This window comes from Mesorhizobium sangaii (genome assembly GCF_014207355.1).
Classification (GTDB): Bacteria; Pseudomonadota; Alphaproteobacteria; order Rhizobiales; family Rhizobiaceae; genus Mesorhizobium; species Mesorhizobium sangaii.
Genome location: NZ_JACHEF010000001.1, coordinates 258,215 through 284,268, shown reverse-complemented (window position 1 = coordinate 284,268; position 26,054 = coordinate 258,215). Strand labels below are relative to the sequence as shown.

Here is a 26,054-nt window from a genome sequence, read left to right as displayed (position 1 = left end):
TGCGAAACTTTGTTCCGCGCCTTTTACATAAATTAGCGATCTCTTGACTAAGCCGTCGTTCACCCCAGAATCCTCTACATGGTCCGGGGCATTGGCATCGGAGACGTGGTGGCGGTAACAGCTACCGTAAGACGGCGGGTCGATGAAGACACCGTTAGCGTGTCGATTCCGTCCTACGATTTCCCGCATTCGATCCGCGACTCGTCCAAGGTCAAGCGCGGCCAGGAGCTAGAGTTGACTGGCGAGGTCACCCGTATCGACGAGGATAGCGTGACGATCGCCCTGGGGCCGCTGGTGACGGTTGCCATCGACAAGGTTAGGCTGGTGGAGAAATACCGGCCGCCGACCCGCAAGAAATCGCTGCGGGACATGGTCGACTAAGCGAGAAGGGCGTATAATTCGCCAGCCGGCGGGCCCCAACCCCGCGCCGGTGAGGCCCGGTGATCTTACCCCAACTCCGCCCATGACCACCGGGCCGCCATCACGAGAAAAAGCTCGCTGGTGATAAGTCTATATTACATTAGAGATCACGCAATTGAGACTGAAGTCCTTGGCTTGCCGGCCCTAAAGACCCACGTGCTAGCCACGAGAGGGACCATCCTTCTTCCGCCTGACCCGCATTCGCATACGGTGATCCTCGCCACTCACTAGTCGGGCTCATCAGGGGCGACCTGGTGGACTTGGGGTGTGCTCCTGCCGAAAAGAGGAGGGCGAAACGATAGATCCTTGAGGGAACCGGTCGGTAGAGCGCGCGCGAAAGTGCGTCCGCAGTGCGCTGGCCAAGTTCAAGCATGACGTTGTCGTATGTTTCGGAAATCCGGCAATTGGGGCAAGATAAGAGGTCGGACCCTTGCGGCTCACTGACGCTGCTAAGGGGCACCCTGCATGAATGGCAGACAATCTTAGGAGCGTTTTCGATCATCTCACGGTGATAGATTTCCAAAACAGAACCCGCCGCTCCATTCACGGCAGCGGCGGGTCGCCCCCAGGGAGGTTTGATGAAATTGGGGACTTGCCGGGTGTTGGTTTGCCCGACAGTACTTCTACCAGTGCAATTGCGGTGCCAGTCGGATTGACCCATTACGGGACAAATCGGGCTCCTGGCCGGATTGCGGCTCTACCTCTCTGGGCGTAGGATGGTCCCGCTCGGGGGAAGGCAAAATGTCTGTTTTTTGGGTAGGTGGAACGGCCATCGTCGTTTTGGCGTTCGTCGCGGTCGTGGCCTTAGATTACATGAGCAACAGACCGAAACCACGCTGAAGCCTGGCGCCTCTTCGGCTTCGGCGTGATCTCCTCGACCCGAACCTTGTCGGCGATCTCCCTTGCCCAGGCCAGCGCCTTGGGCCTTGGCCGCTTTACTCGACGAGTCGGACCGACTGCGTGGCCGGAATGTTACGCATTCCGAGGCTCGAGCAGTCCTGATTGATGTTCGAATTGCCCGACCATTGAATCGTATTGGCGACGACCTGGGTGCAGCCGCTGATGCCCGAGAAGTTGCCAAGATAACTCACTTGCTGTTTTGGGAAGTAGATGGCCCCGGTCAGCAGCGAATCTGCTGTGCCGTTGAATGTGCTGGATGCGCTGTTGCCGGTCCTGTCGCCGTAGAACAGCACACCGGAATAGGTGCCCGAGGCCGGCGCGCTGAGCTGCACGGAGGCATTGCCATTTATGCTGACCGTCGAACTGCCCGACATGAAGATGGTCACACCGCTGCCGATGATGGCCGCGTTGGCGTTTATCTTGAGATTGCCCTGAACGACATAGACGCCGGGCGAGAGGGTGACATTGCCCTTCAGCGTCATTCCGCTGCAATAGGTGCCTGCGCTCAGCGTCGCTTGGTTATCGTTTTGGCAGGGGTTCGAGGCCGCCGGCGAGGGCAGGCCGGCAAAAGGATCGGCGGCGGGCAGCGCCTGGGTGATTGGGGCCGGGCAGATGGTGGTGACGGGATTGCTGAGATCGACGCCGCCGGCCGAAATCACACAATCGGCCTTGAGGGTCGCCGAGCCTTGGAGCTTAAGGGCGTCCGAGGCGATCGAATTGGCCATCACCGAGCAACCGGTGAGCTTCACGCTGGTGTTGCCGGAAAACAGCGCCGCCTTCGAAGCGGATGGATCGAGCGCGAGCACGCAGGCCTTCGAGGCATTGGTGATGAGGGCCACCGCCCTCGCCTGTTCGGGAACCTTGCCCTGCGTGAAGAGCGAGGTGAACATCCGGTCGAGGTTCTGATTGACGATCACCTCGACCGCCTTATTCGCCGTGTTCGGCCCGGATGCTGGCGGCGTATTGACGACGATCGTGCCCGAGCCCAGCCCATTTGATGCGGCCGACTGGGTTGCGGCCGCGACAATCGTCGGCTTGTCGGAACCTGAGATCTGTTCGAGCGCGCCGGCATAGGCAGCAGCATCGGCGGTCGCCTGCAGTCTCAGGCTGTTGTAGTACCAGTAGGAGGTCTCCACCCCGAAGCCTGCGGCGCCGACGACGATCGGCAAGGTCAGGGCGAAGAGGGTGGCGACGTTTGCGTTCTGATCCCGGCAGATGCCGTTCGCTCTAAGCCGAATTCGGGTAAAGCAACTGAGGGTCATGAGATAGATTAGAAACCACGCATACATGAAAGAAGGGCTAAAAAGTAAGGTTGATTTTTGGCCAATAAACCCAGGGCCTCGTTGCGCCGTCATTCGTTCGTATGGTTCGCCGATGACCAACGGAGCGCATATTCTTCCCAGCCGGGTTGACGTCCCGTAGTAATTTGCCTCCCGGCTAGGCCCGGCGCGTACTTGGTTCCCCCAACCGCCAAGGTTGCCGGGCCGCCGAAAGCGTCGGCAAGCGGTTTCACTCCGGCAAGCCAGCGTCGTAGTGGACGATGGCATCGAGGATCGTGCGATAGAGGCTGTCCACGTCTTCATCGATCTCAATCCGCCTAATGCCAACGCTCGCAGCGTCGTTCAACAGCCGGTTGGTCAGTTCGTCAACGGATATGACCTCCCCTTTCGTGGTCTCGGGAACGTTGTCCGCTAGCCACTGGTCCAGGAAGTTGATGCCGCGTGTGCTCATCTCGCCATAAGCCGGCGGGCGGCATTAGGTTCCCCGTCGCCAGCCTCGTCGGCCCGCCTTTTTTCCGAATTGATCCCGATCAAATTCATTCCCGTCGACGCATGTAAATTCGCATCCCATGATGACCGAAGTCGTTACGGATCTCCTCCGAGTCTGCAATGCCGAGAGGACGAAGGGGACGGATTTCCCGACGATTTGGAAGAACGTGCTAAACGGCCATCCTTGCGTGAAAGGCTTGCCGATCCAAGACCGGGGCGAGGACGGGCCCATCTTGAGAATCCCCTTGACCACCGGTCAATTCCTCCTCTTCCTCGGCTCTCACTTTTCTCTCCTGTAGGGTGGCCTCACCGAGCCCCGCCCGCGCGCGTTCTGCCTGCCCGCTCTCCTAGGCCGTCGAAGGCTCCCGCGCGTCCAGGCGCCCGCCTGTGGCGGCATGCCACCGCAACCAGCCCAAACGCCGGGTTCTTGCCGCAATCCAGCCGGGCGCTCTATCGCGTGCGTTATGTCAGGGTGCCCTTGAAGCGATCAACTCAAGACGGCGACCGATTGTCCAAAAGATGCCTCATCAAGGAAGCGAACACTTCTAAATCCCGCCAATCCTCCGAGTATCGAAACGGTTTCTCGAGTGGTGAAGGTGAGCAGATCACCATGTCCGTGCCGATGCTGGCGTGCGTGGCCTGCGAAACTCGCGCGGTGCTCTTCATTGGTAAGGTCAAGGAAAGAAAAGATCGCTATTCCGCCTTCGCGCAACACCCTCCGGGTCTCCCACAAGTATTCCATGATTTCTTCATTGAGGAGGTGAGTGATCAAGGAGAAGCCGACGACCAAATCGGCGGTGTCGTCAGCGGCCGGGATTATGCATTGTTTTGGCACAGCGAATGAAAACCGGGCATTGGCAGTGGCAATCTTCCTCGCCTCGTCGAGGATTTCTTCGATGATGTCCAGGCCGAGGTAAGACGAAATCGGTTCGTTGACGAGATGCCGCGTCAGTCGGCCGATACCGCAACCGACATCGATTATATCAGCGCCTGCAACCGGTCGAACCGATTCGACAATGTCCAATTCTCGTCTGCCTATCAGGTCAGGATCGCCTCCGCCTACGAACAGTTTTTTCGCCTCAGCCAGCGGCATGTGGCTGGTGAGGTGCTCGTATTTCGCGCGGTGGCCTGCGACGTTGTCTGTAGTCGAGTGCATCGCGCCCTCCCAGTTTCGATCCGCGTCTTTACTCCACCAGTCACCTGAAAGGAAGACCCACGGACCGCAACCCTCCGGCTGTTCTTGGGTGTGAAAAGGCGCCGGCTTACCGGAAGATCGACGGCCCGCCGGCGCTTAAGAGGCGCGCTGGTGGGATAGAGACTCCATGCGCGCAATTGCTTATTTAGCATAGACGAATTCAAGCTGCGAGGCCTGATGGGGGCGCTTCGGATTGCGCTTCCGTTAGCTTGAGCGCATATTTTGACGGCCGGGTTCTCCATTCCCGGAAGGCCCGGTTGCTGCTCCCCTGTGTCACCCATAGCTGTGCGGCAGCTGGCCGTCTACGCACACAGGCCACCAAGCCAGCGCCAGCACGACGCCAGCGGACAGGGCGAAAGCGAGCCAGGGGATCATGCTGTCAGCGCTGGCAAGTCGGCCGGGTCCATCGCCGGATAGAGCGTGATCGATTTGATGTAGACGTGGTCGAGCTGTTGCCCGCCTGCGCCATCTGACCCGATCGCCATCGTGTCGACGGTCCATGAGGCGGCATAAGCGACGGTCTGGGTATCTGCGGCCGCACCGTCGACGCATCGGGCGTATTCGTAGTTACCACCGCCGACATCGCGATTGAACGTCTGGGCAACCTTGTGGCCGCCCCTATAGCCCATTAGCCGAGCCCTCCGTAAAGCTCGCCCGTCATCGCTTGACCCTCAATGCTGCTGGCGGGTCTGGCTCGAATTGTGAAATGCCTGCCTTCAACATCCGCTGCAGAAGGCGCCACGATTGAGGGTCTTCTTTGCGGCCATGAACCGGCGGGCTTTCCCACGGCTTCAGCCGCAACGCCTTTATCTGGCAGCAATAGCTGGCGAATATTGCGGCCTCGAACCAGCCTCCACCATTGTTGGCGATCATCCACTGGATCTGCTCCGCTCGGCCCGGGTGCCCATACTGGCTCGCCATTTCGATCGACCTCTCCAGTGCATCCCGATCGACAGGATCGAGGTGCGAGCCGTCCGCCTTCTCACCGGGTTTCAGAAAGCCCCTCGGAGGAAGGTTCGGCGTGCGCTGGAACCCCGGCCTTTCAAGCCCATCAGTCATCGAAGAACTCATCTTTTTGCTCGAAGTCGTAAAAACTAGGCAGTATTCCATTGCGGCGAGCGCGGCCGGCAGTTTTGGGGTCGACCCTGGCTTGCGAGGTCAGCCGAAGGCTTCGAGCACAGGCGAGCATCGCCCGGCTTTCAACAGCGCGCATCCGGAGAAGCTTTTCGAAGCGAGAAATCCCGCCATCTACCTTCAGCCACTTCGGATTGAATCGGGCTATCAATGTCGAGAGGTCTCGGGTGGAGACGGCGTGGCGGCAATAGGCCGCCAGCATCTCCGACGACTCGCGGGCGATGAAATCAGGGGGAAGGCACCGAACGACATCGAACCAGACGTCGGTCTCGGCCTGGCTCATGCCCTCTGGCGGCAGCATGACCTTGCCATCGACCTTGGATGAGATCGACATTTCGGCGGTGGATTTTCTGCCTCTTACACCCATGGAAAACGTTCAAACCTCAACTAAAATTCTGGACGAAATTGCGCGTGATGGGATGGGCAGCGGTCGCAGGGTTGACGCCATCGAGATGCCGAATACCCCCCGCCCGAGTGGTTGCATTGCACGGCTGCCTCAAGACATTCGCCTCCATGGTCCTGGCGGTTCGAGAGCATCGGCAAGTGCCCGTGGGTAGTAATCTGCGACCTCGATGCCGGCGTTGTGGTCGACCGCGATGCTCTCCAATGCTTCGGCCCATATCTCGGGATCGAAATGCCTGTAGAAGTCTGACGAGGCCCAGATCATTGGGTCTTCCGGTTCGGCGAAATCGACATGCATAAGCACTGTCATGCCGTCTTCGCAGCGCACTACCGCAATGTACTCGATGGTCAGGCCAGACTTGATGGCCGTAGTGACTTCAGGGAGCAGATACGCCCACATGGCGCGCACGGTCACCATTTCGTCCGTGAGCACGACAGGATAGAGATCGATCGGCCTAACTAACTCGGCCTGCGCACATTGGCCCATCGCCCAGTCGCATAGTTCCTTGTGCCGCACCTCGATGGCGTGGCGACCGGCGCCGCGCGCCTGCAGCACGGCAAGTTCTCCTGCGATATGGTGATCCAAATCGGCCATGAAGCTCACGACATCCATTCACACCCGCTCGCCGTAGCGCTTGCGGAAGTTGTCCTTCATCAACTTGACGGCCTTGGAGTTGCCCTCGGTTAGGCCCGCGCGTTCCAGCTTGCGGATCCAGTAGAGATCGTCCGCCTTCTTCTTCGGGTCATACAGCCGGACCACCCGAACAGGTTTCAGTTGCGGCCGGACGCTGGTGAGGTTCACCGGCTTAAGCGGCGCGGTGAGCTTCACCGGCTGCGACGAGGACGCCGCCTTGGGGGCTGCGGGACGCTGCATCCTTCCCATGCTGCTCATATCTCTGGTCAGATACATTTTGCCTTCTCCTTCAGTCGACGGCGTTGAGGATCTTGCGCAGCATGCCGATGCAGTGCGGGCCCAGAAGGGCCTCGCAGCGGCTGGGCATTTTGCTGGGAAGCTTTGTGCGCGCCTCGACGCTTGCCGCATAGAAGAGGGCGCCCATGCCGATAAGGTCTTCGAGCTCGTCAATCTTCGCGGCGATCGCAGCGCGATAACTCTCGATCTTCGGCTTGAGCGCGGCCAAATCATCGTCGAAGGCTTTGCGTTGCGCTTCTAGCAACTGCTGCGCTTCCCTCTCTCTCGCTTGGAAAGGTGCGATCTCCTGGCCGGCTTGGTCGACTTCCGCGGCGGTGATCGTCGGCGGCATGCCCGGCTGCTGGCCAAAGTACTGGCGGTGCATCTCGCGATGCTTAGCCCGAGCGGCCTCAAGCTCTCCGACCGACTCGCGCCAAACTCGCTCCGCCTGGGCGATTGCGGCTGGCTTCGGCGGTATCTTCAGAATGTTGGCGAAGTCCATGTCAGCCGCCTTCGGTGTTCTCGCGAGCATGTTGTTCCTCCTGTTCGACTGAGAATTTACGCCCAGAAGCAACGGCTGCGGATAACGCGTTAATGGCAGTTCGAATGATCGCGCTCGCAAGGCGCTTGCGATTGCGGCTGCCGGGCTCATCGACTGCGCCGGCCTCAAGCATTAGGCCGACGAGCACGTGATCTATTTCGAGCGGAAGAACGATCCCGCCTCTAGCCTCACGCTCTTTGCGCCGCGCACCGCGCTGTTGACCAAGCAGGCGCCGACGCTCCGCGCGCTCTTCGAACGTGCCGACTGGCGGTCGACCTCGACGACGAAAGGTCGATGATGACTCGGGTGGCGAGTCCATCCTCAGCCGCCCCGCGATGCGGCAGCGTAGCCGTTGCTGGCTGATGTCTCGCGCGCAGGTGTAGACGCCAAGCTTACCGTTCCCTCGGAGCCTCTTTCAGTGTCCTTAGTTTCCCCTGTAGTATTAGGCGGTCTGTGGTAGTCCGGTTGAGACCGGTCCGTGGTAGTCCGCTTTTGGCGGTCTGCGGTAGTCCGGTTTGGCTTCGACGGCGACCGGTCTGTGGTAGTCCGGTTTCCCGTCTTGTCGCTGGAAGCCAATCGGGCTGGTTCGGCGCGCTGCGTTGCCATCGACAGTTCAAGGATCTCGTAAGCCCAAAAGAGTTTCAACTTATAGGCGACGCCTCTGCCCTTGCGTTTGACGTCGAGTTTCCCTGCGCTTTCCTCTGAAAGTTCGGACACCTTTTTTTTCTCAATGGCACCCGTCCCAGCGAGGGAGGCCAAAGCCGATCGCACCTGACGCTCGTCGGCAAGACCACTCAGTTCAGCAAGGGATTCTTGTGTCGGCCACGCTAGGCAGGTGTCCGCGTCGGCGAACTGCATCAGGGCAAAGGCGATGCTCAGATCGCGGGTCCTCCTCCTATGCCTTTGGTTGTGAAAGACAGCCGTCATCCAGTCGTATTTCGACATCTCGGCCAGCGTCTTCTGCCAGGGCCGCTTGCGCTCAGGATTGGCCATCGGCACCACCTTTGCCCTGCCAGCGGCGGTAATGGTCGATCTGGTCGAGATAGTCCCGGCGGCTGTCAAAGAGGGGCGATGCAGGCGGAGTTGCAGGCCTAGGCTCGGGCCATGCTGCGGGGTCAAATGTCGGCGTTATCGCGTCCAACTCATCTGCGATCTGCGGGAATAGATCCTCTGTGTCGGCCTCGATCTCGTTGACGGATGCCTTGAAGTTCTCAACGAGATCGGCATAACGGCGCTGAATATCCGAGATGTCGAAGTTCTCATGGACAGAGGCCTGCGCGTTCCTGGCGATGCGCTCGAAAGCTGCACGCGCGGCTCGCTCGCGAGATGCGAGAGTCGGATCGAAGTATCTGCTCACCTCAGCCGTGACCACGTTGGCCAACTCTCCGGGGTGAAGTGCTTCTAGTGCATCAAGCTCCGTTGCGCCTGCTCCGAACCGCTCCTCAAACTTTGCAGCCCGGCGCTCCGTCTCTTTCAACGGCGTACGAGGGAGACGGTATTGCTCGCACTGTTCTGGCGTCAGGACGATCGGATTGAGGGTGACGTCAAGGTCGAGGTCCGCCTCCCTGATCCAGAACTCGATCTTCCGTGCCAGCGCCACGGGCATCGAGCGGCCGCCAGGGTCAAAGTCACTGACGTACAGGATCCGCATAGGGCGCCTGTCATCGACAGCACGCTCGACGGCCTGCCTGGCAAGAACCTCTGACGTCTCTCCCGTGCCGGCAACGAGGTTGAACTCGAACTTCCCGGCAAGCGGAATCAGGATGTCGTTCTGCGTCGATTTTTCGACCCAAAGCTCGACGAGAAAGGGCTGGGCCAAGGAACCCGGCTCGACCGTCAGATAAGGCGCGTACACCTCACGATCTGGGATAGAGTATTCCAGCCCCGCGCCGAACCGGAAGCCGACGTCGCACGATGGCAATACCGTGCCGTTGTTGACGGCATTGATGATAGGCGGATCATTGCGGTGATCGGCAAGAGCGCCGTCAGGAATGAGCCGGAGATAACGGGCGCCGAGCGATGCGACCGAAAAGAATTTCCAGTCGTTTTCAGTGTTCTGGTAGGGCTCGCCGTTCGGCTTCAGGATCGGCGGGTCTTGAGAAATGGCGTTGTAGTGCAGGCGGCGCGGATGGCTCCCGACGAGCCATCCACATGACACCCACAGAGATGCAAACCATTCTGCGGCTTCCCTGCGACCGGACACGCCGGCATAGAACGGATCATTGCCAGGGCTGAGCGCGATCAGGTCTGTGACGCGGCAGCCGATCTCATCGGCGAGTTGCTTGATGCCCTGGTAATCAATCCGCATGACTGACCTCCAGATATCGGCGACGGCATTCGGCGATCAGAGCCTCGTCGGATGCCTTGGCAAGCATGCGCTCGACCATGGACCCCTGACCGGACGTTTCAACCGCAGTGGAAAATTTACCAGTGTCGGCGGTAGCGACCTTTGCCGCTGGCGGAGTGGAAATCTTACCAGTCAGTTCGGCCCGCACCCTTGCAACAGTCGGGTGACTGACCTTCGCCTTCTCGGCAATGGCTCGGTCCGAAAGCCTCGACCATTCCGGATCTTTCAACAGCGTTTCGACTGATCGCCTTTTGTCGGCCTGTGTGCGGCGAAGACCGTGGTTGGAGTTTACGCCAACGGCAAACAGAATAGCATCGCGCCTGTTGCCTTGCCGGACGTCGGCAGCGATGGTGTCGAGGCCGACTTTCCTGGCTGCAGCAATGCGGTGGAAGCCGTCTGCAGGCCAATAGACGTCACCGTCGAAGAATATGATTATCGGAGGGAAACTTGCCCCGCCTTCCATTGCCTCTGCGTAATCGGCGACGACGCCGACATCGAGACCGCCCTCTCGCATCTGGAGATCGGGATCGATCTTGATGAGATCGAGGGCAAGCGACTGTTCACCTTTTTCTTGAAAATTGACGGAATTGCCGTTATGTTTGTGAACACTGCCTGCTTCGATATCTCCCGATGCGCCTGCCGCCTGCCCAGCGGTGGGCGATCGTGTTTCAGGAGGTTTTTGCATATGCAGCCTCCCGAAGTTTGTTCGCCAAGCGAATTGCCTCGATCGATTCGGCCGTCGTCAAACCGAATCGGCATTTGATATCGGCGATCGTCGACTGGCCCGTGGGCGGCCGTGGCTTGATGATGAACTCGGCGGCGGCCTGGACTGCGGCATCGGGGTTCAGGTCTGCGCTCATGCGAGCCACCCGAGCGCTAGGATGACGATCACGGCGAAGGCCGCCGCCGTGACGCAGATCGGAAGCGCGCGCGTCATGCCGCCACCGCCTTGCTGCTGGCGTTCGTGCGTTCCCACGCCTCGATTTCGGCCAGCTTGAAGTAACGGAAACGTCCTATGTAGACGGGTTTAGGGAAGGCGATGCGCTGGTCATTTAGCCAGCGGTGCAGCGTCATGCTGGTCACGCCGTACCGTTCCCAGACGCGGCGGGCAGGCAGAAAGCCTGCACCCTGCGGTGCCTGAACCGTAATTTCCATGTCGTGAAATCCTTCACGTTGCTTCTAGTAACAACGCGAAGAAGCCATGGACCCCATGTGAGGTTGAACGGCTGAACCTACAAATAATGGCCGAGGCCGGTCACAAATTCCAAAGCCTCAGCCTGGCTATACGAATAGGTCAGGAATTCCTTAAGGGCTTCGTCATACCGCAGCTGCGCGGTCTGAGGGACGCGGTCGCCACCCCTGCTTAAATTGTCGCGGAACTTTGCTATCTCGCCCTTTTTGATCTTCGACGCGCGCGCGACCTTCAACAAAGCGTCAGCCAGGGAGAGCTTATGCGTCGTTCGAAGATAGGTCACCGCAGCGGCGGCATATGCCATAGGCGCGATTTCCCACAGCGCAGATCGAGGCCCTTTGTTCCTGTTGTTGCGCGCTTCCTCCCGAGCCCGCGCTGCTAGTATGCGATGCCCCTCTTCCATCACCATCTTCTGAACGGGATCGAACAGCCGCCGCTCGATCTGCCTGGCTACTAAGAATTCGCGAACGGTTCGGAGCAGGCTATAGCGCCAGTCATCATCATTCGCTTCGAACTTACGCCTGATTTCCTCAAGGCTGGCCATCAACATCCTGTCGATGTCGCTCATTGCACCACCCTCGCCATCGACACCACGTTGTTGTCCTGCGCCTTGTCGGCGACCAGCGAAGCAATAAAGGAACCCCATGCGTTGAGCGCGCGCCGCTTCTCGTCGGCGAAGTCGTGGTGCTGGTAGACAGATACGATGCCGCCGAAACTCCCGGACGTGTGATTGAGCACCTTTTCAATGACAGGAAGATTGATGCCGAGCCGCGCCATCCCACTCGCCAGCGTTCGGCGGAGGTCGTGCAGCGTCCAGCCGGGGAGCTTTATGGAGTTTGGATCGTCAGCACCATCGCGGAGAATTTCCAACATCTTGGCGTCGAGGCGCGCCTTCGAGCGACTGTAGCCGGTGACGTGTGTTTCGCCGGTCGTCGTGAAGCAATAGCCGTCCTTGCCTTTTATCTTCGGCAGAGCCTTGATGATTTCGACTGCGGCCGGAGGCAGGGGGACCGAATGCGGAATGCCGTTCTTCGTCCTTGGTGCCGGAATAGTCCATGCCGGCTTGTCGTCGTCTAACGACAGTTCCTTGCGCGTCATTCCGGCGACTTCCTCGCGCCTCTGGCCGGTGAGCAACAGCAGCTGCCACATTGGGCCAAAGGGATATTCGAACGACGACGACGCCTTCCAGAACAGCTTGATCTCGGCGTCGGTCAATATCCGGTCACGCGACTGTTCCGCAGTAGGTTTTTTGACGCCGATGCAGGGGGAAGTTTCGAGCACGTCGCGTTCGACAAGCCATCCGAAAAACTTGCGCAGCGTGGCAAAGACACGATTGGCCGTGACCGGCGAGCCTCGATCAACAATGCCGTCGAGGAGGTCGAGCACGTCGCGTTTCTTGATATCCTGCGCCCGTTTGGCGCCCCATTTCGGATTGATCTCAGCGGTGAATTGCCGCTCGACTTCCTGCCAACGCCGGTTGCGCGGTTTGCAGTATCGATCGATGAACGTGGCGCCGAGCTTCTTGATCATGTCGCGATCGGGATCTGCCTTTGCCGCCGCCAGCTTCGCCTTCCTGTCCCCGGCAGGGTCTTTGCCTTCGGCCAATGCCTGAAGCGCCTGCCGAGCCGCCGCGCGGGCCTCTGTGAGCGTGTGCGCCTGTCCTAGCGGCAATGATTCCGGCGGATCATCATCACGACGATCAAGAACCGGACCGATCGTCAGCTTGGCCGACTTGCCGTTCCTGCGAAAGCGCAACGCCCAAGATCGGGCGCCGGATGGCTGGATAACCAGATAGAGGCCAGGCAGAGCCGCGTCCGGCTTTTCGATGCGTTTCGAGCCGTCCGGCTTTGCCGCTTCGACGGCTTTCGCGGTGAGCACACTTGCCATGGTCAAATGCCCCTCTGGGTAACGAGGGGTAACGGAAATGGCGTGTCATGCCTCGTTACCCCGTGTTGCTAACAGGGCATAACACTAGCATTGAACGCCTTGTAACGCAAGGCATTGGAGGAAGACCGACGTTATGATTTGTTGTGCCGAGTTAGGCCAAGATTTTTGACTGGGGGTCAAGGGGTCGTCGGTTCGAATCCGGCCACTCCGACCAAACAAAACAAAAGTTTAGCCGCATCCCCCAGAGGTGGCTATAAAATTTCTAGCCACATTGTAGCCAGCAACAAAAGCCCGCGCGAGGCGGGGTTTGTATGCCACCTTGGTGTAGGGCGGCGATACCCTTGTGCAATTGTGGGGTGGCCTAGCCGTGGGGTAGTTTTCTAGCCGTCGGCCATCTACTCCTCCCCCATGGCGTGGCCGATGCCAAGCTAGCCACGCCCCCCATCCTCCCTGGCCGTGGTAAGAGCTTGAAATTGAACCCGCTGCCAACCCCCCGGCAGCGGGTTTTTTCGATGGTCTGCCACCACACGATGCGGTCAGGCGGCAATGAGCGCAGCCGCGCACACTCGAGGCTATACACGCCGTTTTCGAATCCGCAGGCGTGATCTTCCTCGCCGATGGCGATACGGTCGACGGCGGGCCGGGAGTGAGGCTTAGGAAGGCTTAGGCTCAGGTTCAGGAGGCGGCGCGTTGGGGTCGGGGCAATCAGACGATTGCTCACACGGAGAGGGCCTATCGCCAACGCCGCCATAGTGTTCCACAAGTTTTGCGAATCCGTAGGCGAAGGCGGAAAGAAGCGCCAGGATAACAACTATTCGGACGGCCATACGGGATTGTAGCAGGATCATCCCGCGTAGGATGCCGCAATTCCCCGCTACCTTGCTGGAATCGTCAAGCGCTACTCCTTTCGGGGAGCCGGCTTGCGCTTGCTCTCAACCGGCGCAAAGCTTTCAGGTCTTGGTCCGGGGGAAACGCCAAATGACTCTCCCAACTCAAGAGCAACTCATCGAGCTGCGCATCTTGAATGATGCCAAAGCAGTTGAGCGGAGCGCGCCTCTCGTTGAAGCGCAACAAAAAAAGAAGCGGCGTTGAAGGTTGTCAGATTGGCAATGCAATTGACGGACGCCCTAGAAGCCGCAAGAGAGTTGGGCGTACCTGTGGTCATTCCCTCTCGGCAAACGGCTGCTTACGCAGATCTCCGCTCGGATACTGATAGAATTCGGACGAACGGCTTCTCTTCAACCCGCACGCACCTGTCGCCAATCTCCTTAGCGAGCGCGAGCGCCTTTTCCTTGCCCTGGTGGTTAGCACGGTGCGCCAATGCGGCTTCTCAAACACGCTGACGATGTAAGTCGTTTCCGGCTTGTCGGTCATCTCTTCCCCACTGAAAGCCCGCGTCTCGTGGCGGAGACGCGGGCCGATCAGGGTTGGTGCAATATCCCGATCTACGGCAGGGGATGGGGTGAGCATCGCGCGCCGCCAGCAGAAACATTTAGAGGTCACTAATGTTCCGTCAATCCGGGTTCTGGGACGGTACAGCGCTACAGGGTGAGACACTTCTAAGTTTCATTGCACGTCTAGGCATTTCGCCCACATTGGCAAATGCGAGCCCACCGCCTATCAGAGGGCGATGAAAAAGCGCCCATCATACGCCGTCTACAGGCCGCCAATGCTCGGGTTTCCGTTCCTGGCTGTCATTCTGGCGGTTGACGGCACAGCTACGGCCCGACCATTTGATACGGCTGAAGACGCCGCTGCCTTCAACAGGCTGATGGCAGAGATTGAGCATCCCGGCAAAGCAGGGAATTGACGATATCCCAACATCACGAAGTCGCGACCGCACCATAATGACTCGCTAATGGAATGTTGGAAGCGTACAGTTCTTTTGTCGCTCGGTCTTTTTACGGCAACGAGCGCTTGGAAGAGTCCATCACGCTTTCGCCCTTTTCGGGAGACGAGCGATGGTAATTCGCGGAACGGCTGACGAAATACAGTTGGCGACACTCACCAGAATTCTAGACGACTATTGCGAGCAAGCTGGCATGGAAGGCACACACCCAGCCAGGGAGCATTTGGCACGTCGCCTGATCGCTCTTTTCAGCGGCGGCATTGATAGCCCGGACGATATCAGGATGGCTTTGGATGTCGCTGCAAAGGACTGGAAGCCCAACGCTACCCAACCGTAGGACCAGTGCGGCTTGGCATGGACGCAATGAACGCAAAAGACCCGCCACGGAGGAAGCCGTGACGGGCCTTTGTCTTCTGTCTGCCTGGTTGAGGGAAACCAAGCAGGATCACAACTCCATTATGAGTGATAGGTTCCTGACAAACCAACCAGAAAGCCCGCAACCTCGGGTCAAAGGCGACGGGCTTAGGAAATGGCCAGTCGGGACTTTAGCTGGCCACGTGGAAAACGTGGCTTGAAAACATTAGTTGCAGCTCAATTGCAAAAAAAGCCCGCCACCATAATTTGGCAAGCAAGCCAGGGAATCAAGCCGGCGACAGACGCGAGCGCCTAAGCCCGGGAGGTTCCGCGATCACACCATAGGCGTCTGCGTCTCTATTATATTAGCTTGTGCTTGTGGACATTTTCCGCCTGGGCCGGCGTCCCGTTACATCCCAACACCCAGCCCAACGGCGCGCCGCGGGAAGTGAGGAGGCATGAGCAACTTAGGCTTATGGGTCGTGCTCGTGACGGCGACCATAGCGACCCTTTACCTGTTATCGTATGTCTCGATCGGGATGTAGGGTAGCAGCGCCCGGCCGCGGCTTTAGGTAGAAGACGTCGCCAACGGCCTTGCCAGCATATGCGGCTGCCAGCGTCAGATACGGGTCGGCCAGGGAATGGCTATAAAACCTAGTATTTGAAACTGGGGGTCAAGGGGTCGTCGGTTCGAATCCGGCCACTCCGACCATTTTTTCCTTGAAATCCCTGGTTCTTATCGACGCGCCTTTTCCCGTTTTCGGAAGGAAAGGCGCTCAATCGATTTCCGTATCCGGCCTGCTCAACCACCAAAAAACCCGAAATGCGGATCCTTTCTATTGTGCCCGCAGCGGGAGCGACCGGCGGCAGCCACGTCGTTGCGTTGCCGACCAGCGTGCCGCCGTGGCATGATCGCAGTCAAGACTGCCTTCATTGTCCCGCAGGGATGGCCGCATGGACAAGAAAGAAGCCGCCCAGGCGATAATGCAGATCGTAAGAGGCGATCTGGCGAGCGCTAGAGACGCTGCACAAGGACAGCCATCCTGGCGACTGATCGATGAGGCGATGTCCAACCTTAGGCGGATCGCCTCAATTTTGAACCACGACGACAGAGAGCCGCCCAAACCCGCCAATTGATATTATCGAAGTCCTCATCTGCCATCCCGGATACCAAGCGCACAGCATCGAACAGGGAACTGCGGTAATCTCGGCTGGCTCTGCGCTTTTCTTGAAAGGTCTGAAAAGGAACTCGACGTGAAGATCAGGACGACAAGACACAATCACCCCGGAGAACCCGGCGTCATTCTGCTCGACCAGTCATTGCAAAACATGATCGTGGCAACCGACATTCGCGATGGCGCTACGACGCTGTTCGGGACAGTAAATCTGCAGGTGAATTATTCCGGGCAGTACGACATCAGAGTCGAATTATCCGCAGGGGAACTTACGCAGGTCTATCAGCTACTGGTCAAGAACCTCCTGGAGAAAATACAGGAGCTTACGAGCGCTCAAAATCCTTGACGCTCGCACCGCGTTCCACAACTCGCCTTCCACCTTGGGCTTGAACCGGGTCCGGCCGCAACAGCCGCTGGTGCCTGTATTCCAGCGCGATGGCACCCCAGATCAGGCCGAGCAACAGGTAGACGTGGCGCCAGTGGTCGATGTCGATGAAGGTGCCGAGCCCGATATTGCCGATGAAGGCGACATAGGCGCACAACAAATAGGGCTGCCACGGCCGGTCGCGCAGCACGATGCGGAATCCGGCTGCTATCGTCCAGGCGACGAGCGTCAGGAACGACACGAAGCCGAGCCAGCCATAGTCCATCAGCATCTTCAGCCAGATGTCGTGGGTGTCTTCGCCAAAGATCGTGCCGAAGACCAGCGGCCCGATGCCGAACGGATGCTCGAGCGCCATCTGGAAGCCGATTGCGTAGCGGGCGAAGCGGCCGAGGCGGGCGGTGTCATAACTCTGTTCGAGATGGGCGCGGTTGGAAAACATCTCCGACACGCCGGGCAGCTGCAAGATGACGATCATGGCGACGACCAGCAGCGACAGCGCGGCGATCGTCATCACCACCACGCGCAGCCGGAACATGCCGCTGGCGCTCTGCAGGAACAGGCAACCCGTGAGCAGGACAGCCGAGACGGCGAACATGCCCCAGGCGCCGCGCGAGAAGGAAAAGAAGATGCCGGCGGTGATGATCAGCAGCGGCACCGCCAGCAGCGGCATGCGCGTGACCGGGCCGGTCAAAAGCAGATAGAGCAGATAGATGCCGGGCAGAACCAGGAACGGGCCGAACACATTCGGGTCCTGGAAGGCGCCGGCGGCACGGTCGTATTTGGTGAACATCTCGGCGCCCGGAAAGGCGTGGAAATAGCCCGCTATGCCAAGCAGTGAGGTTATCACCGCCGACACGACATAGGCGAAGAAGATCAGCCGGTAGAGACCGGGTTGCACCGCGGTGACCGAGGCGAAGAACACCGCGGTGAAGGCGAGAAACAGCGAGACGGAGAGATAGAGCGGCGTGTTGGCGAGGTCCGCCATCTGCGTCATCGCCATCATGCCACCGATGTTCATCGTCACCAGCAGCACCAGCAGCGGCATTGCCGCGCGCGACAGCCTGAGGCCGAAGAGACCCCAGATGGCGATCAGCCCGGCCATGTAGAGTTCATAGGGCGCCGGTTCGCTGATGACGAAGCCGGACAGGAATATGCCGACGAACACCGCGGCCGAGGAAATCAGCGCGATCAGCTTGGCGTTGACCGCGGCCTGCGGCAGCTCGTGGGAAATCGCGCTCAATAGGCGTTTTCCGTGTTCAGCAACCGGGCCGGCGTCAGGAACAGGATCCGCAAGTCGAACAGCAGCGACCAGTTCTCGATGTAATAGAGGTCGTACTCCGTCCGCATGCGGATCTTCTCGTTGGTGTCCATCTCGCCGCGCCAGCCATTGATCTGTGCCCAGCCTGTGACGCCGGGCTTGACCTTGTGACGCGCGAAATAGCCGTCGACCACTTCGTTGTAGAGAAGGTTGTGCGACTGCGCGGCGATGGCGTGCGGACGCGGGCCGACCAGCGACAATGAACCCAGCAGCGAGTTGAAGAACTGCGGCAGCTCGTCGATCGAGGTCTTGCGGATGAAGCGGCCGACGCGGGTGACGCGCGGGTCGTTCTTGGTCACCGTCTGCTTGGCGGATGGATCGGCCTTGTCCGTATACATCGAGCGGAACTTGTAGACCTCGATGATTTCATTGTTGAAGCCATGCCGCTTCTGGTGAAACAGCACCGGCCCCTTGCTGTCGAGCTTGATGGCGATGGCGGTCGCCAGCATCACGGGCGAGAACACGACGATGCCGATGAGGCTGAAGACGATGTCGAAGGCACGCTTGGCGACCGAATCCCAGTCGTTGATCGGCCTGTCGAAGATATCGAGCATCGGCACCGAGCCGATGTAGGAATAGGCGCGCGGGCGAAACTGCAGCGCGTTGGAATGCGCCGACAGCCGGATGTCGACCGGCAACACCCACAGCTTCTTCAACAGCTGCAGCACGCGCGATTCGGCGGTCAGCGGCAGCGATACGATCAGCATGTCGATGCGGGCGATGCGGGCGAACTCGATCAGCTCCGAAATGGTGCCGAGCTTGGGATAGCCGGCGACGATGGGCGGTGAGCGCTTGTCGCCGCGATCGTCGAAGATGCCGCAGATGCGGATGTCGTTGTAGGGCTGCTTTTCGACCGAGCGGATCAGCATTTCAGCCGCCTTGCCACCGCCGACGATGACAGCGCGCCGCTCCATGCGGCCATCGCGCGCCCAGCGCCGGATCAGCTTCGACATCACAAGCCTGAGGCCGAAGAGGAGAACGAAGCCGATGACGAACCAGGTGCCGAACAAAAGGCGCGAATAATCTTCCGACATCTTCATGACGAACGCCGTCAGCGCCATGAGGGCGAAAGTGCCGGCCCAGACCAAAAGCACGCGGCCGAAATTGGCAATGGGCCGCATCAGGGCCACGATCTGGTAACAGTCGGTGACGTCGAGCAGCACCACGGCAAGGAACGACGAGGCGGCGATCGTCAGCGGGTATTGCCAGGCGAGATAGTTGAAGAACCCGACATAGTAGAAATAGACGCCGAGCCCGGACAGCAACAGCAAGCCGAATTCGACCATGCGCAGCACGCCGCTGACCATGATCGGCGACATGGTATCGCGCCTGTACTGCGACGCGACCTGGTGGGCGACATCGTTCATGCCGCCGGGCGTGTCGCCTTCGGCCGGGCCGTCGAATTTACGCACCGCCTCTGGTGAAAAGCGGCGCGCGGGGTCGATCTCGTTCATGGGGCTTTCCGCAAGCTTCCCTACGGTGAATAGCAAAAGAGAGCTAAGAAACCCTTGAAACAACAGATGGCTTTGAAACGGACCCCCTCAAGAGCCTATTTGTTGAGCGCGGCGAAGTAGGCCTTCTCGATGTCGGCCGCCATCACATCGGCTCCGAAGCGTGCCTTGAGGCTGGCGCCATCGGGCATCAGCTTGCGATAGGCGGCGAGGTCGCCCAGCGCCTGTCTCACCTTGTCGGCAAGCTCGACCGGGTCGGGCCGGATCAGGGCAGGGGAGCCGGAGCCGAAGATCTCCGGTATGCCGCCGACCGACGTGGCGATCATCGGCTTTCCCGCGGCAAGCGTCTCCAGGACAATATAGGGCATGGCTTCGGCGCGCGAGGGAACGATGACGAGTGCCGCCAGAGCGAAAGCCTCCCTGGCCGGCATCGGCGGCAGGAAGCGGACGTAGCCCTCAAGCCCGAGCCGTTTCACCCTGGCATGGTAGCGGGGCAGGTCGTCGCCGGCGCCGACCATCACCGCAGTCAGCGCGCGGCCGAGCCGGGGGCCGGCGAGGGCCAGCGCATCGATGAAGATGTCAGGCCCCTTCAGGTCGCGCATCATGCCGATATAGAGCAGATCGGCCGCGTCGGGGCTGCTGATCGCCGGCTCGAATTCGGCGGCGCGCAATCCATTGTAGACTAGGGTGTTGGGGATCTGCGGCTCCCCGACCTTGCGGCGATAGGTTCGCCTTTCGTAGTCGGAGACAAACAGCAGGTGGTCGGTGAAGCGCGCCATGAAGCGTTCGAGCGCGAAGAACAGCTTTCCGGTGGTCGTGTTCTCGTCATAGTGGAGAGAGCCACCATGCGGCGAATAAAGGCGGGCTACGCGAGACCTTGATACCCGCAACAATGAGCCGAACAGACGGGTATAGGCGCCACCCTTGGCGCCGTGCCCGTGCAACACGTCCGGCCGCAATTCCTTGATGATCCTGTAAGTGCGCCGGGCCGACGCAAGGTCGCCCGGGCCGACATGGCGCTGCATCGGCGTGCGATGGATGCCGAGCGCCAGCATATCCTTCATCTGCTCGAACAGCCGTTCCTCGAACTCGCCGCCCGTCGTCGAGTCGCAGACGATGCCGACGGAATGTCCCGCAGTGACCTGAGCCTCGGTCAGGTCGCGCACATGCCGGAAAATTCCTCCGACGGGTGAGCGAAAGCAATGGACGATCCTGAGGTTGTCCACCACGTGGGTCGTCAGAACAGGCGTTCGCGGACGTACACTGTATCGCCCGGCAGCAGCGGGTCGGACGTGACCACGCGGCCGGTCATCACCTTGCCGTTGATGTCGCGGGTGATGTCGACGCTTTCCTGGTTGGCGCGCGGCGTGAAGCCGCCGGCTATGGCGATTGCCTTCTGCACCGTCAGGCCGGGGACGTAGGAGTATTGGCCGGCGGCACCCACTTCGCCCATGACGAAGATCGGCCGGTAGCGGTCGATTTCGACCGAAACGTCGGGATCGCGCAGATAGCCTTGCCGCAATTTGTCGGCGATTTCCTTTTCCATCTGCTGCGCTGTGTGGCCGCGCGCCGGTACGGCGCCGACAAGCGGGAAGGAGAGGTAGCCGGATTGGTCGACGCTGTAGGTGTTGGTCAGCCCATCCTGCTCGAACACGGTGACGCGGACGCGGTCGCCGGCGCCTAGACGATAGGGCTGGTCGAGCACCTCGTGGAAGGCTGCCGGTGTCGGCCGGTAGCTGGAACAGCCGGCAAGCATCGATACGGCAAGCAGCGCGCGAAACAGGGAAGCAGTGCTTTTCATGACCGGACAGGTACCTTCGACTGGTCGCTGCAGCCTCGCAGCAACTCTAGGGATCGAGGTCCGTTATCATCCTGTTAGGGTTAATGGCCGGTAAAGGGAGCGGCGGACACGGCGCGCGCCGGCGAGAGTTTTGCGATTTTTTGGCGGTTTTGTTTGGCGTCCGCCAGTAAACCCTAACGCAAACTTACGGCCATCTTAACGGCTGAGTTACCATAGTTGTTTACGGTGTGTCCTGACCCAGTATCGGAGTAGGGATGCATGTCCGTTCAGTCCGCGGCCGCAGATGTCGACGTCGATCTCAGGCAGCTCTTCGCCAGCCTGGCGAGGAACTGGCTGCGCATAATCGTCGTCGCACTGGTGGTGACCGGCGCGGCTTTCGCGCTCGCCTCGCTTGCCACGCGCCACTACAAGGCGCAGACCCAGGTAGAGATTGCGCCGCGTGAATCCGTTTACACGCGTCCGGCCAGCAACAACGACGCCGACAAGCCGATTCTCGATGAGCAGGGCGTCGCCACCCAGGTCCAGATCATTTCCTCCAACGAAATCCTCAAGCAGGTCGCGCAAAGGCTTGGTCTGGAGAAGCTGCCCGAGTTCGACGAAGCGCTCGACATGTCGCCGTTGAGCCGAGCTCTGGTCCTCGTCGGCCTGAAGAGCGACCCGATGGAAATACCGACGGAAGAGCGCGTCCTCAAGAAAATGCATGAGAAGCTCAACGTCTATGGCGTCGAGAAGACCCGGATCATTGCCATTGAGTTCTCATCGGAAGATCCCAAGCTCGCGGCCGCCGTACCAGACGCTATTGCCGCCGCCTACATCGCGGGGCAAGGGGCCGCGAAGCTCGAATCGAACAACGCCGCCGCTGACTTTCTGGCGCCGGAGATCGCCGACCTGCAGCAGAAGGTTAGGGATGCCGAGGCCAAGGTTGCCACCTACCGTGCGCAATCCGACCTTTTGATGGGCGGCAACAATTCGGTGCTTGCCACGCAGCAGCTTTCCGAACTGTCGAGTGAACTGATGCGTGTGCGCGCCAACCGCGCCTCTGCGGAAGCGACCGCCGACAGTGTGCGCAAGGCGTTGCAGGGCGGCGGCTCGCTCGATGCCGTGCCGGAGGTCTTGTCGTCCGATCTGATCCAGCGCCTGCGCGAGCGGCAGGTCGAGCTCAGGGCCAACATCGCCGATCTCTCGACCACCTTGCTCGACAATCATCCGCGCATCCGGGCGTTGAAGTCTCAGCTTGTCGATCTCGACGGCCAGATCCGCAACGAGGCGCAAAAGCTCATGAAGGGTCTGATGACCCAGGCGCAGACCGCGCAGGCCCGTGAGAACCAGCTCGTCGCTGACGTCAACACACTCAAGGCCGCATCGGCCCGTGCCGGCGAACAGCAGGTCGAGCTTGATGCCTTGCAGCGTGATGCGGCCGCCAAGCGCCAGCAGCTCGAATCGTATCAGGCCAACTACCTCAGCGCGGCGTCGCGCAAGGACCGCAACTATCTGCCCGTCGATGCAAGGGTGGTTTCCCTGGCGCAGGTGCCGTCCGAACCCTATTTCCCGAAGGTCTTGCCGATCGTCAGTGCCGCCTTCGTCGCGTCGCTGCTGGTCATGGCCATTGTGACGCTCCTGCGGGAGCTGTTTTCTGGCCGCGCCATGCGGCCGGCGACCGGTTCCCGCTTCGAACGCATCGATGAGGTCGCGATGCCCCATTTGGCTCAGGCGCCTGACAGGATCGCGATGCCGGCTGTCCACCAGGAGCCTGCCATCCTCAGGGATCCGATCCTTCGCCCGGAGACGGGAGAAGGTCCGGCTGACGATAGGGGAGAGCCCTGCACGGCCACGATGCCCTATGCCACCGCGATGCCCGAGACTGAAGCGCCTTATGCGCATGCGGCCGAAGCGCCTGATATGGTCGCTATGACTGAAGCGGCGACAGCGCCGGAGACGGCTGCCAAGGTCGAACCGGTGCATTCCACCCTGGGCGAGATCGACATTGAGAAGGCCGCCGAAAAGCTGATCGCCAGCGGTGCGGCGCGCGCCATATTCGTCTCGCCGGAGGGCGACGAGGCTGCCGCATCGGCGGTCCTGGTGGCACGCGAGGTCGCCGACGCCGGCCTGCGCGTCCTGTTGCTGGACCTTACCGCTTCGGGAGCCGCCTCGCGGCCGATGCTGGACAGCGGCCTTTTCCCCGGCATCACCAACCTGCTCGCTTCGGAAGCGCAGTTCAGTGACGTCATCCATGCCGATCTCTATTCGGACTGTCACGTCATTCCCGTCGGCACCGCCGATCCGGTCCGCGCCATGCGCGCCGCCGACCGGTTGCCGATCATCATGCAGTCGCTGACCACAGCCTATGATCTGGTCGTGGTCGAATGCGGACCGGCCGATGCGCAAGGCATCAGTCGCCTGGCCGGCGATGCCACCGAGGTGTTCCTGTCCATGCTGGAGCCGGACGATGAAGTGACGCAGGCCGCGGTCAAGCTGATCGAAAGCGGCTATCCCGACCTGACGCTGGTGACGCCGCTCGGCCACGAGCCGCCCGGCAATCCGGTGCCGGGACGGCGCTCGGCGGCCTGAAAGAGCCGCAAATCCATGGCGGAAAGCCTCTCAGGGTCCGCCTGATTTATCCCAATTCCAGGGTCGTCACGCTGAACAGCCGCTGCAGGCCGAGCTCCGGGGCCGGGCCCTTGTACATGCGGGTGGTCTTGAAGGTCGGCGCAAAGCCGGCCGCCTCGAGAGCCTCAACGAAACCGGTGTTCGCGGCGGGAACGTCGATGTGCAGGTCGCCGCCCTCGCAGGCACCCGCCAGTCCGTGCAGCAGCTGCAGCGCCGTGTCGTTGCTCTCGGCGAACAGCGGGCCGATCTTGAAGCCTGATCGGCACGGCCGAGCCACGGCATAGCCGGTGGTGCCGCGCGAGCTGATCGCCGCCAGCCCATGATGCGGCGGCTGCAGCCATCGCTGCAGGAAGGCTCGCCGGGGTGCCGGAAAACAATATGCATCATAAGCGATGATGTCGGGCACGAGCTGGGTCGTAACCGGGCGCAACCCATCGGCCCTGACTGCCGGGCCTGCCGCTCGGCCGCTATAGCGGATGGTTTCGTAGGCGGGTTTGAAGCCCTTGCGCCTGTAATTGGCCTGCTGCTCGGCGACGCCGTCGAGGCCGATGGTCCTGCCTGCAAGCCTGCCGATGCCGGCGTCCCACACCGCCTTGCCGTAGCCTTTGCCGCGCTTGTCCGGCCGGCAGATGTAGAGGCCGACGAAACCGAATTCGCCTCCATAGGCCACTGCCGAGATTGCCGCGACCATTTCGTTGCCGACAAAGGCGCCGATAAAGCCCGCGGGATCCGCAGCCTGGAACATCGCCGCGTCTTCAAGACCAGGGTTCCAGCCTTCCGCCGCCGCCCAGTCGATGAGAACTTCCAATTCATGCAATGACAGCGTGCGGATGGTCGGCTTCATTGTGCTCACTCCGCGGCGACAGCTCCGGGTGAGAAGGATTTCAGCATGCCACGGTAGGGCTTGGCCAGCGGGCTCGCATAGGCGCCGCGCTTCGATGTTGAAAGACCGAGCGCTACCAGCGCCTCGGCCTGTTTCAGCGCCGCGCCCACACCGTCGATGACAGGCACGCCGAATTCGGCCTGCAGCCGGTAGGCAAGATCCGCCATGCCGGCGCAGCCAAGCACGATGGCTTCGGCCCTGTCCTCTTCGACGGCCCGGGCGATTTCGTCGCGCAGCTTTCCAATCGCGCCCGAAGCCGGATCTTCAAGTGCAAGCACGGGAATGTCCGCGGCCCGTACACGCGCCCGTCGCGCCATGCCGTAGCGCTGCACCAGTGCCTCGACCGGCACGCGGGAGCGTTCGGTGGTGGTCACGACGGTGAAGCGCTGGGCGATGAAGGACGCCATACTGAGCGCCGCCTCGCAAATGCCGATGATGGGGATGTTGGCCATGGCACGTGCGGCATCCAGGCCCGTATCGTCGAAACAGGCGATGATTGCAGCCTGCGCACCGGCACGCTCACCGGCGGCGATCTCCATCAACAGGCCGGGCACGGCGAGCGCCTCGTCATAATAGCCTTCGATCGAAGCCGGCCCCGTAGAGGAGGTGACGGCGACAACCTCCGTCCAGGCGCCGGCAACGGCGCGCGCCGCCGCACCGATGGTTTCGGTCATGCTGGCCGTCGTGTTGGGATTCACCACAAGGATCTGCATGTTCAGGCACGCGCCCGCCGGCGGCCGACATAGAGGATGGCGGCAAGCGTCGCCAGGATCACCAGGAAGGAGAACACCGTGGTCACCGTGCCCAGCGCGTAGAGAACGGGCGTCGTGACGTTGGTTGTCATGCCGTAGATTTCGAGCGGCAGCGTGTTGAAGGTGCCGGAGGTCATCAGCGTGCGGGCGAACTCGTCGTAGGACAGCGTGAAGCCGAACAGCCCGACGCCGATCAGGCTCGGCGCGATCATCGGCAGCACGACATGGGCGAAGGTCTGCCAGGACGAGGCGCCAAGATCGCGCGCGGCTTCCTCATAGGCCGGCGAGAAACGGTTGAAGACGGCGAACATGATGAGCACGCCGAAGGGCAGGGTCCACGTCAGATGCGCACCGAAAGCCGACGTGTACCAGGCCGGGCGAAAGCCGATCTGCTGGAAGACGACGCCGATGCCCAGCGAAATGATGATCGAGGGCACGACCAGGCTGGCGACCGCCAGGTAGAACAGCGCGGTGGCACCGCGGAACTTACGGCGGAAGGCGAGGCCGGCGAGCAGCGACACCGCGACGGTGACGATCATCACCATCACACCCAGCACCAGCGAGCGCTTGAAGCTGCCGCCGAAATCGCCAACCGCCTGGCGCTCGAACAGGTTGGCGAACCAGTGCAGCGACACGCCGTTGAGCGGGAAGGTGAGGCCGCCGGTTTCGCCCTGGAAGGACAGGATCAGGATCGCCGACAGCGGACCGTAGAGGAACAGCACGAACAGCGTGAAGAAGGCCGCCAGCACGTAGAATTCCAGGGTGCGTTTCTCGTGGCTCAC

At 60.7% G+C, this 26,054-nt stretch carries 29 protein-coding genes; 6 read left to right on the top strand and 23 right to left on the bottom strand.

Annotated features, from left to right (window positions below; all coding sequences use genetic code 11):
* Nucleotides 1-108 precede the first annotated feature (108 nt).
* On the top strand, nt 109-381 hold the full coding sequence (locus HNQ71_RS01490) for a preprotein translocase subunit YajC (RefSeq protein ID WP_343067995.1): 273 nt from the start codon (nt 109-111) through the stop codon (nt 379-381).
* 974 nt (nt 382-1,355) lie between these two features.
* On the opposite strand, the gene HNQ71_RS01485 is transcribed toward HNQ71_RS01490, so the two are convergent.
* The 9 genes from HNQ71_RS01485 to HNQ71_RS01445 form a co-directional block, all read right to left on the bottom strand.
* Nucleotides 1,356-2,582, bottom strand: coding sequence for a pilus assembly protein TadG-related protein (locus HNQ71_RS01485; protein ID WP_184872194.1), 1,227 nt, complete (start codon nt 2,580-2,582; stop codon nt 1,356-1,358).
* 247 nt (nt 2,583-2,829) lie between these two features.
* Nucleotides 2,830-3,051 (bottom strand): DUF768 domain-containing protein, encoded by a 222-nt coding sequence (locus tag HNQ71_RS01480; protein WP_184870852.1) that lies wholly within the window; start codon nt 3,049-3,051, stop codon nt 2,830-2,832.
* 525 nt (nt 3,052-3,576) lie between these two features.
* Entirely contained in the window at nt 3,577-4,245 is a 669-nt protein-coding gene (locus HNQ71_RS01475; RefSeq protein ID WP_184870851.1) for a class I SAM-dependent methyltransferase, read from the bottom strand.
* Nucleotides 4,246-4,655: 410 nt separating this feature from the next.
* On the bottom strand, nt 4,656-4,913 hold the full coding sequence (locus tag HNQ71_RS01470; protein WP_184870850.1) for a hypothetical protein: 258 nt from the start codon (nt 4,911-4,913) through the stop codon (nt 4,656-4,658).
* Nucleotides 4,914-4,941: 28 nt separating this feature from the next.
* The gene (locus HNQ71_RS01465) at nt 4,942-5,157 is read right to left on the bottom strand and encodes a hypothetical protein (protein WP_184870849.1); all 216 of its coding nucleotides are present in this window, start codon (nt 5,155-5,157) and stop codon (nt 4,942-4,944) included.
* A 178-nt stretch (nt 5,158-5,335) separates the two neighbouring features.
* A complete protein-coding gene (locus tag HNQ71_RS01460) occupies nt 5,336-5,752 on the bottom strand; it encodes a hypothetical protein (RefSeq protein WP_184870848.1) in 417 nt (138 codons plus the stop codon).
* A 162-nt stretch (nt 5,753-5,914) separates the two neighbouring features.
* Nucleotides 5,915-6,415: a hypothetical protein gene (locus HNQ71_RS01455; RefSeq protein ID WP_184870847.1), complete on the bottom strand. Its 501-nt coding sequence runs from the start codon at nt 6,413-6,415 to the stop codon at nt 5,915-5,917.
* An 18-nt stretch (nt 6,416-6,433) separates the two neighbouring features.
* Complete coding sequence (locus HNQ71_RS01450; RefSeq protein ID WP_184870846.1) at nt 6,434-6,730, bottom strand: hypothetical protein; 297 nt, start codon at nt 6,728-6,730, stop codon at nt 6,434-6,436.
* A 13-nt stretch (nt 6,731-6,743) separates the two neighbouring features.
* The gene (locus HNQ71_RS01445; RefSeq protein ID WP_184870845.1) at nt 6,744-7,232 is read right to left on the bottom strand and encodes a hypothetical protein; all 489 of its coding nucleotides are present in this window, start codon (nt 7,230-7,232) and stop codon (nt 6,744-6,746) included.
* A 187-nt stretch (nt 7,233-7,419) separates the two neighbouring features.
* Here HNQ71_RS01445 and HNQ71_RS01440 point away from each other — a divergent pair, with 187 nt between their 5' ends.
* Nucleotides 7,420-7,569 (top strand): hypothetical protein, encoded by a 150-nt coding sequence (locus HNQ71_RS01440; RefSeq protein ID WP_184870844.1) that lies wholly within the window; start codon nt 7,420-7,422, stop codon nt 7,567-7,569.
* A gap of 23 nt (nt 7,570-7,592) precedes the next feature.
* Here the strand turns inward: HNQ71_RS01440 and HNQ71_RS01435 are convergent, their stop codons facing one another.
* The 7 genes from HNQ71_RS01435 to HNQ71_RS01405 form a co-directional block, all read right to left on the bottom strand.
* On the bottom strand, nt 7,593-8,264 hold the full coding sequence (locus HNQ71_RS01435; protein WP_184870843.1) for a helix-turn-helix domain-containing protein: 672 nt from the start codon (nt 8,262-8,264) through the stop codon (nt 7,593-7,595).
* A complete protein-coding gene (locus HNQ71_RS01430; RefSeq protein ID WP_184870842.1) occupies nt 8,251-9,579 on the bottom strand; it encodes a hypothetical protein in 1,329 nt (442 codons plus the stop codon). The genes HNQ71_RS01435 and HNQ71_RS01430 overlap by 14 nt, the downstream gene beginning before the upstream one ends.
* On the bottom strand, nt 9,569-10,303 hold the full coding sequence (locus tag HNQ71_RS01425; protein ID WP_184870841.1) for a hypothetical protein: 735 nt from the start codon (nt 10,301-10,303) through the stop codon (nt 9,569-9,571). The genes HNQ71_RS01430 and HNQ71_RS01425 overlap by 11 nt, the downstream gene beginning before the upstream one ends.
* Nucleotides 10,287-10,478: a hypothetical protein gene (locus HNQ71_RS01420; protein WP_184870840.1), complete on the bottom strand. Its 192-nt coding sequence runs from the start codon at nt 10,476-10,478 to the stop codon at nt 10,287-10,289. The genes HNQ71_RS01425 and HNQ71_RS01420 overlap by 17 nt, the downstream gene beginning before the upstream one ends.
* A gap of 73 nt (nt 10,479-10,551) precedes the next feature.
* Entirely contained in the window at nt 10,552-10,773 is a 222-nt protein-coding gene (locus tag HNQ71_RS34595; protein ID WP_210333723.1) for a helix-turn-helix transcriptional regulator, read from the bottom strand.
* Between the two features lie 77 nt (nt 10,774-10,850).
* The gene (locus tag HNQ71_RS01410) at nt 10,851-11,378 is read right to left on the bottom strand and encodes a hypothetical protein (protein WP_184870839.1); all 528 of its coding nucleotides are present in this window, start codon (nt 11,376-11,378) and stop codon (nt 10,851-10,853) included.
* The gene (locus HNQ71_RS01405; protein ID WP_184870838.1) at nt 11,375-12,697 is read right to left on the bottom strand and encodes a tyrosine-type recombinase/integrase; all 1,323 of its coding nucleotides are present in this window, start codon (nt 12,695-12,697) and stop codon (nt 11,375-11,377) included. Before HNQ71_RS01405 ends, HNQ71_RS01410 begins: the two co-directional genes overlap by 4 nt.
* 1,961 nt (nt 12,698-14,658) lie before the next feature.
* Here HNQ71_RS01405 and HNQ71_RS01400 point away from each other — a divergent pair.
* The 3 genes from HNQ71_RS01400 (at nt 14,659) to HNQ71_RS01390 (ending at nt 16,421) form a co-directional block, all read left to right on the top strand.
* Complete coding sequence (locus HNQ71_RS01400; RefSeq protein ID WP_184870837.1) at nt 14,659-14,883, top strand: hypothetical protein; 225 nt, start codon at nt 14,659-14,661, stop codon at nt 14,881-14,883.
* 971 nt (nt 14,884-15,854) lie between these two features.
* Nucleotides 15,855-16,037, top strand: coding sequence for a hypothetical protein (locus HNQ71_RS01395; protein ID WP_184870836.1), 183 nt, complete (start codon nt 15,855-15,857; stop codon nt 16,035-16,037).
* Nucleotides 16,038-16,154: 117 nt separating this feature from the next.
* Entirely contained in the window at nt 16,155-16,421 is a 267-nt protein-coding gene (locus HNQ71_RS01390; protein WP_184870835.1) for a hypothetical protein, read from the top strand.
* Here the strand turns inward: HNQ71_RS01390 and HNQ71_RS01385 are convergent.
* The 4 genes from HNQ71_RS01385 to HNQ71_RS01370 form a co-directional block, all read right to left on the bottom strand.
* The gene (locus tag HNQ71_RS01385; protein ID WP_246461143.1) at nt 16,399-17,700 is read right to left on the bottom strand and encodes an O-antigen ligase family protein; all 1,302 of its coding nucleotides are present in this window, start codon (nt 17,698-17,700) and stop codon (nt 16,399-16,401) included. The genes HNQ71_RS01390 and HNQ71_RS01385 overlap by 23 nt on opposite strands.
* Nucleotides 17,697-19,232: an undecaprenyl-phosphate glucose phosphotransferase gene (locus HNQ71_RS01380; protein WP_184870834.1), complete on the bottom strand. Its 1,536-nt coding sequence runs from the start codon at nt 19,230-19,232 to the stop codon at nt 17,697-17,699. Before HNQ71_RS01380 ends, HNQ71_RS01385 begins: the two co-directional genes overlap by 4 nt.
* A 95-nt stretch (nt 19,233-19,327) precedes the next feature.
* Nucleotides 19,328-20,458, bottom strand: a complete 1,131-nt coding sequence (locus HNQ71_RS01375) for a glycosyltransferase (protein WP_184870833.1) — start codon at nt 20,456-20,458, stop codon at nt 19,328-19,330.
* An 8-nt stretch (nt 20,459-20,466) separates the two neighbouring features.
* Nucleotides 20,467-21,030: a polysaccharide biosynthesis/export family protein gene (locus tag HNQ71_RS01370; protein WP_023810258.1), complete on the bottom strand. Its 564-nt coding sequence runs from the start codon at nt 21,028-21,030 to the stop codon at nt 20,467-20,469.
* Between the two features lie 258 nt (nt 21,031-21,288).
* On the opposite strand from HNQ71_RS01370, the gene HNQ71_RS01365 reads away from it, so the two are divergent.
* Nucleotides 21,289-23,598 (top strand): GumC family protein, encoded by a 2,310-nt coding sequence (locus tag HNQ71_RS01365; protein WP_184870832.1) that lies wholly within the window; start codon nt 21,289-21,291, stop codon nt 23,596-23,598.
* Between the two features lie 46 nt (nt 23,599-23,644).
* Here HNQ71_RS01365 and HNQ71_RS01360 read toward each other — a convergent pair whose 3' ends face one another.
* From HNQ71_RS01360 to HNQ71_RS01350, 3 genes are read right to left on the bottom strand one after another with little or no spacing between them, the layout of a single operon-like run.
* Nucleotides 23,645-24,481 carry a GNAT family N-acetyltransferase gene (locus tag HNQ71_RS01360; protein WP_184870831.1) on the bottom strand — a complete coding sequence of 279 codons (837 nt, stop codon included), beginning with the start codon at nt 24,479-24,481 and terminating at the stop codon, nt 23,645-23,647.
* 5 nt (nt 24,482-24,486) lie between these two features.
* Entirely contained in the window at nt 24,487-25,233 is a 747-nt protein-coding gene (locus tag HNQ71_RS01355) for an aspartate/glutamate racemase family protein (RefSeq protein ID WP_184870830.1), read from the bottom strand.
* A 2-nt stretch (nt 25,234-25,235) separates the two neighbouring features.
* The gene (locus HNQ71_RS01350) at nt 25,236-26,054 is read right to left on the bottom strand and encodes an ABC transporter permease subunit (protein ID WP_184870829.1); all 819 of its coding nucleotides are present in this window, start codon (nt 26,052-26,054) and stop codon (nt 25,236-25,238) included.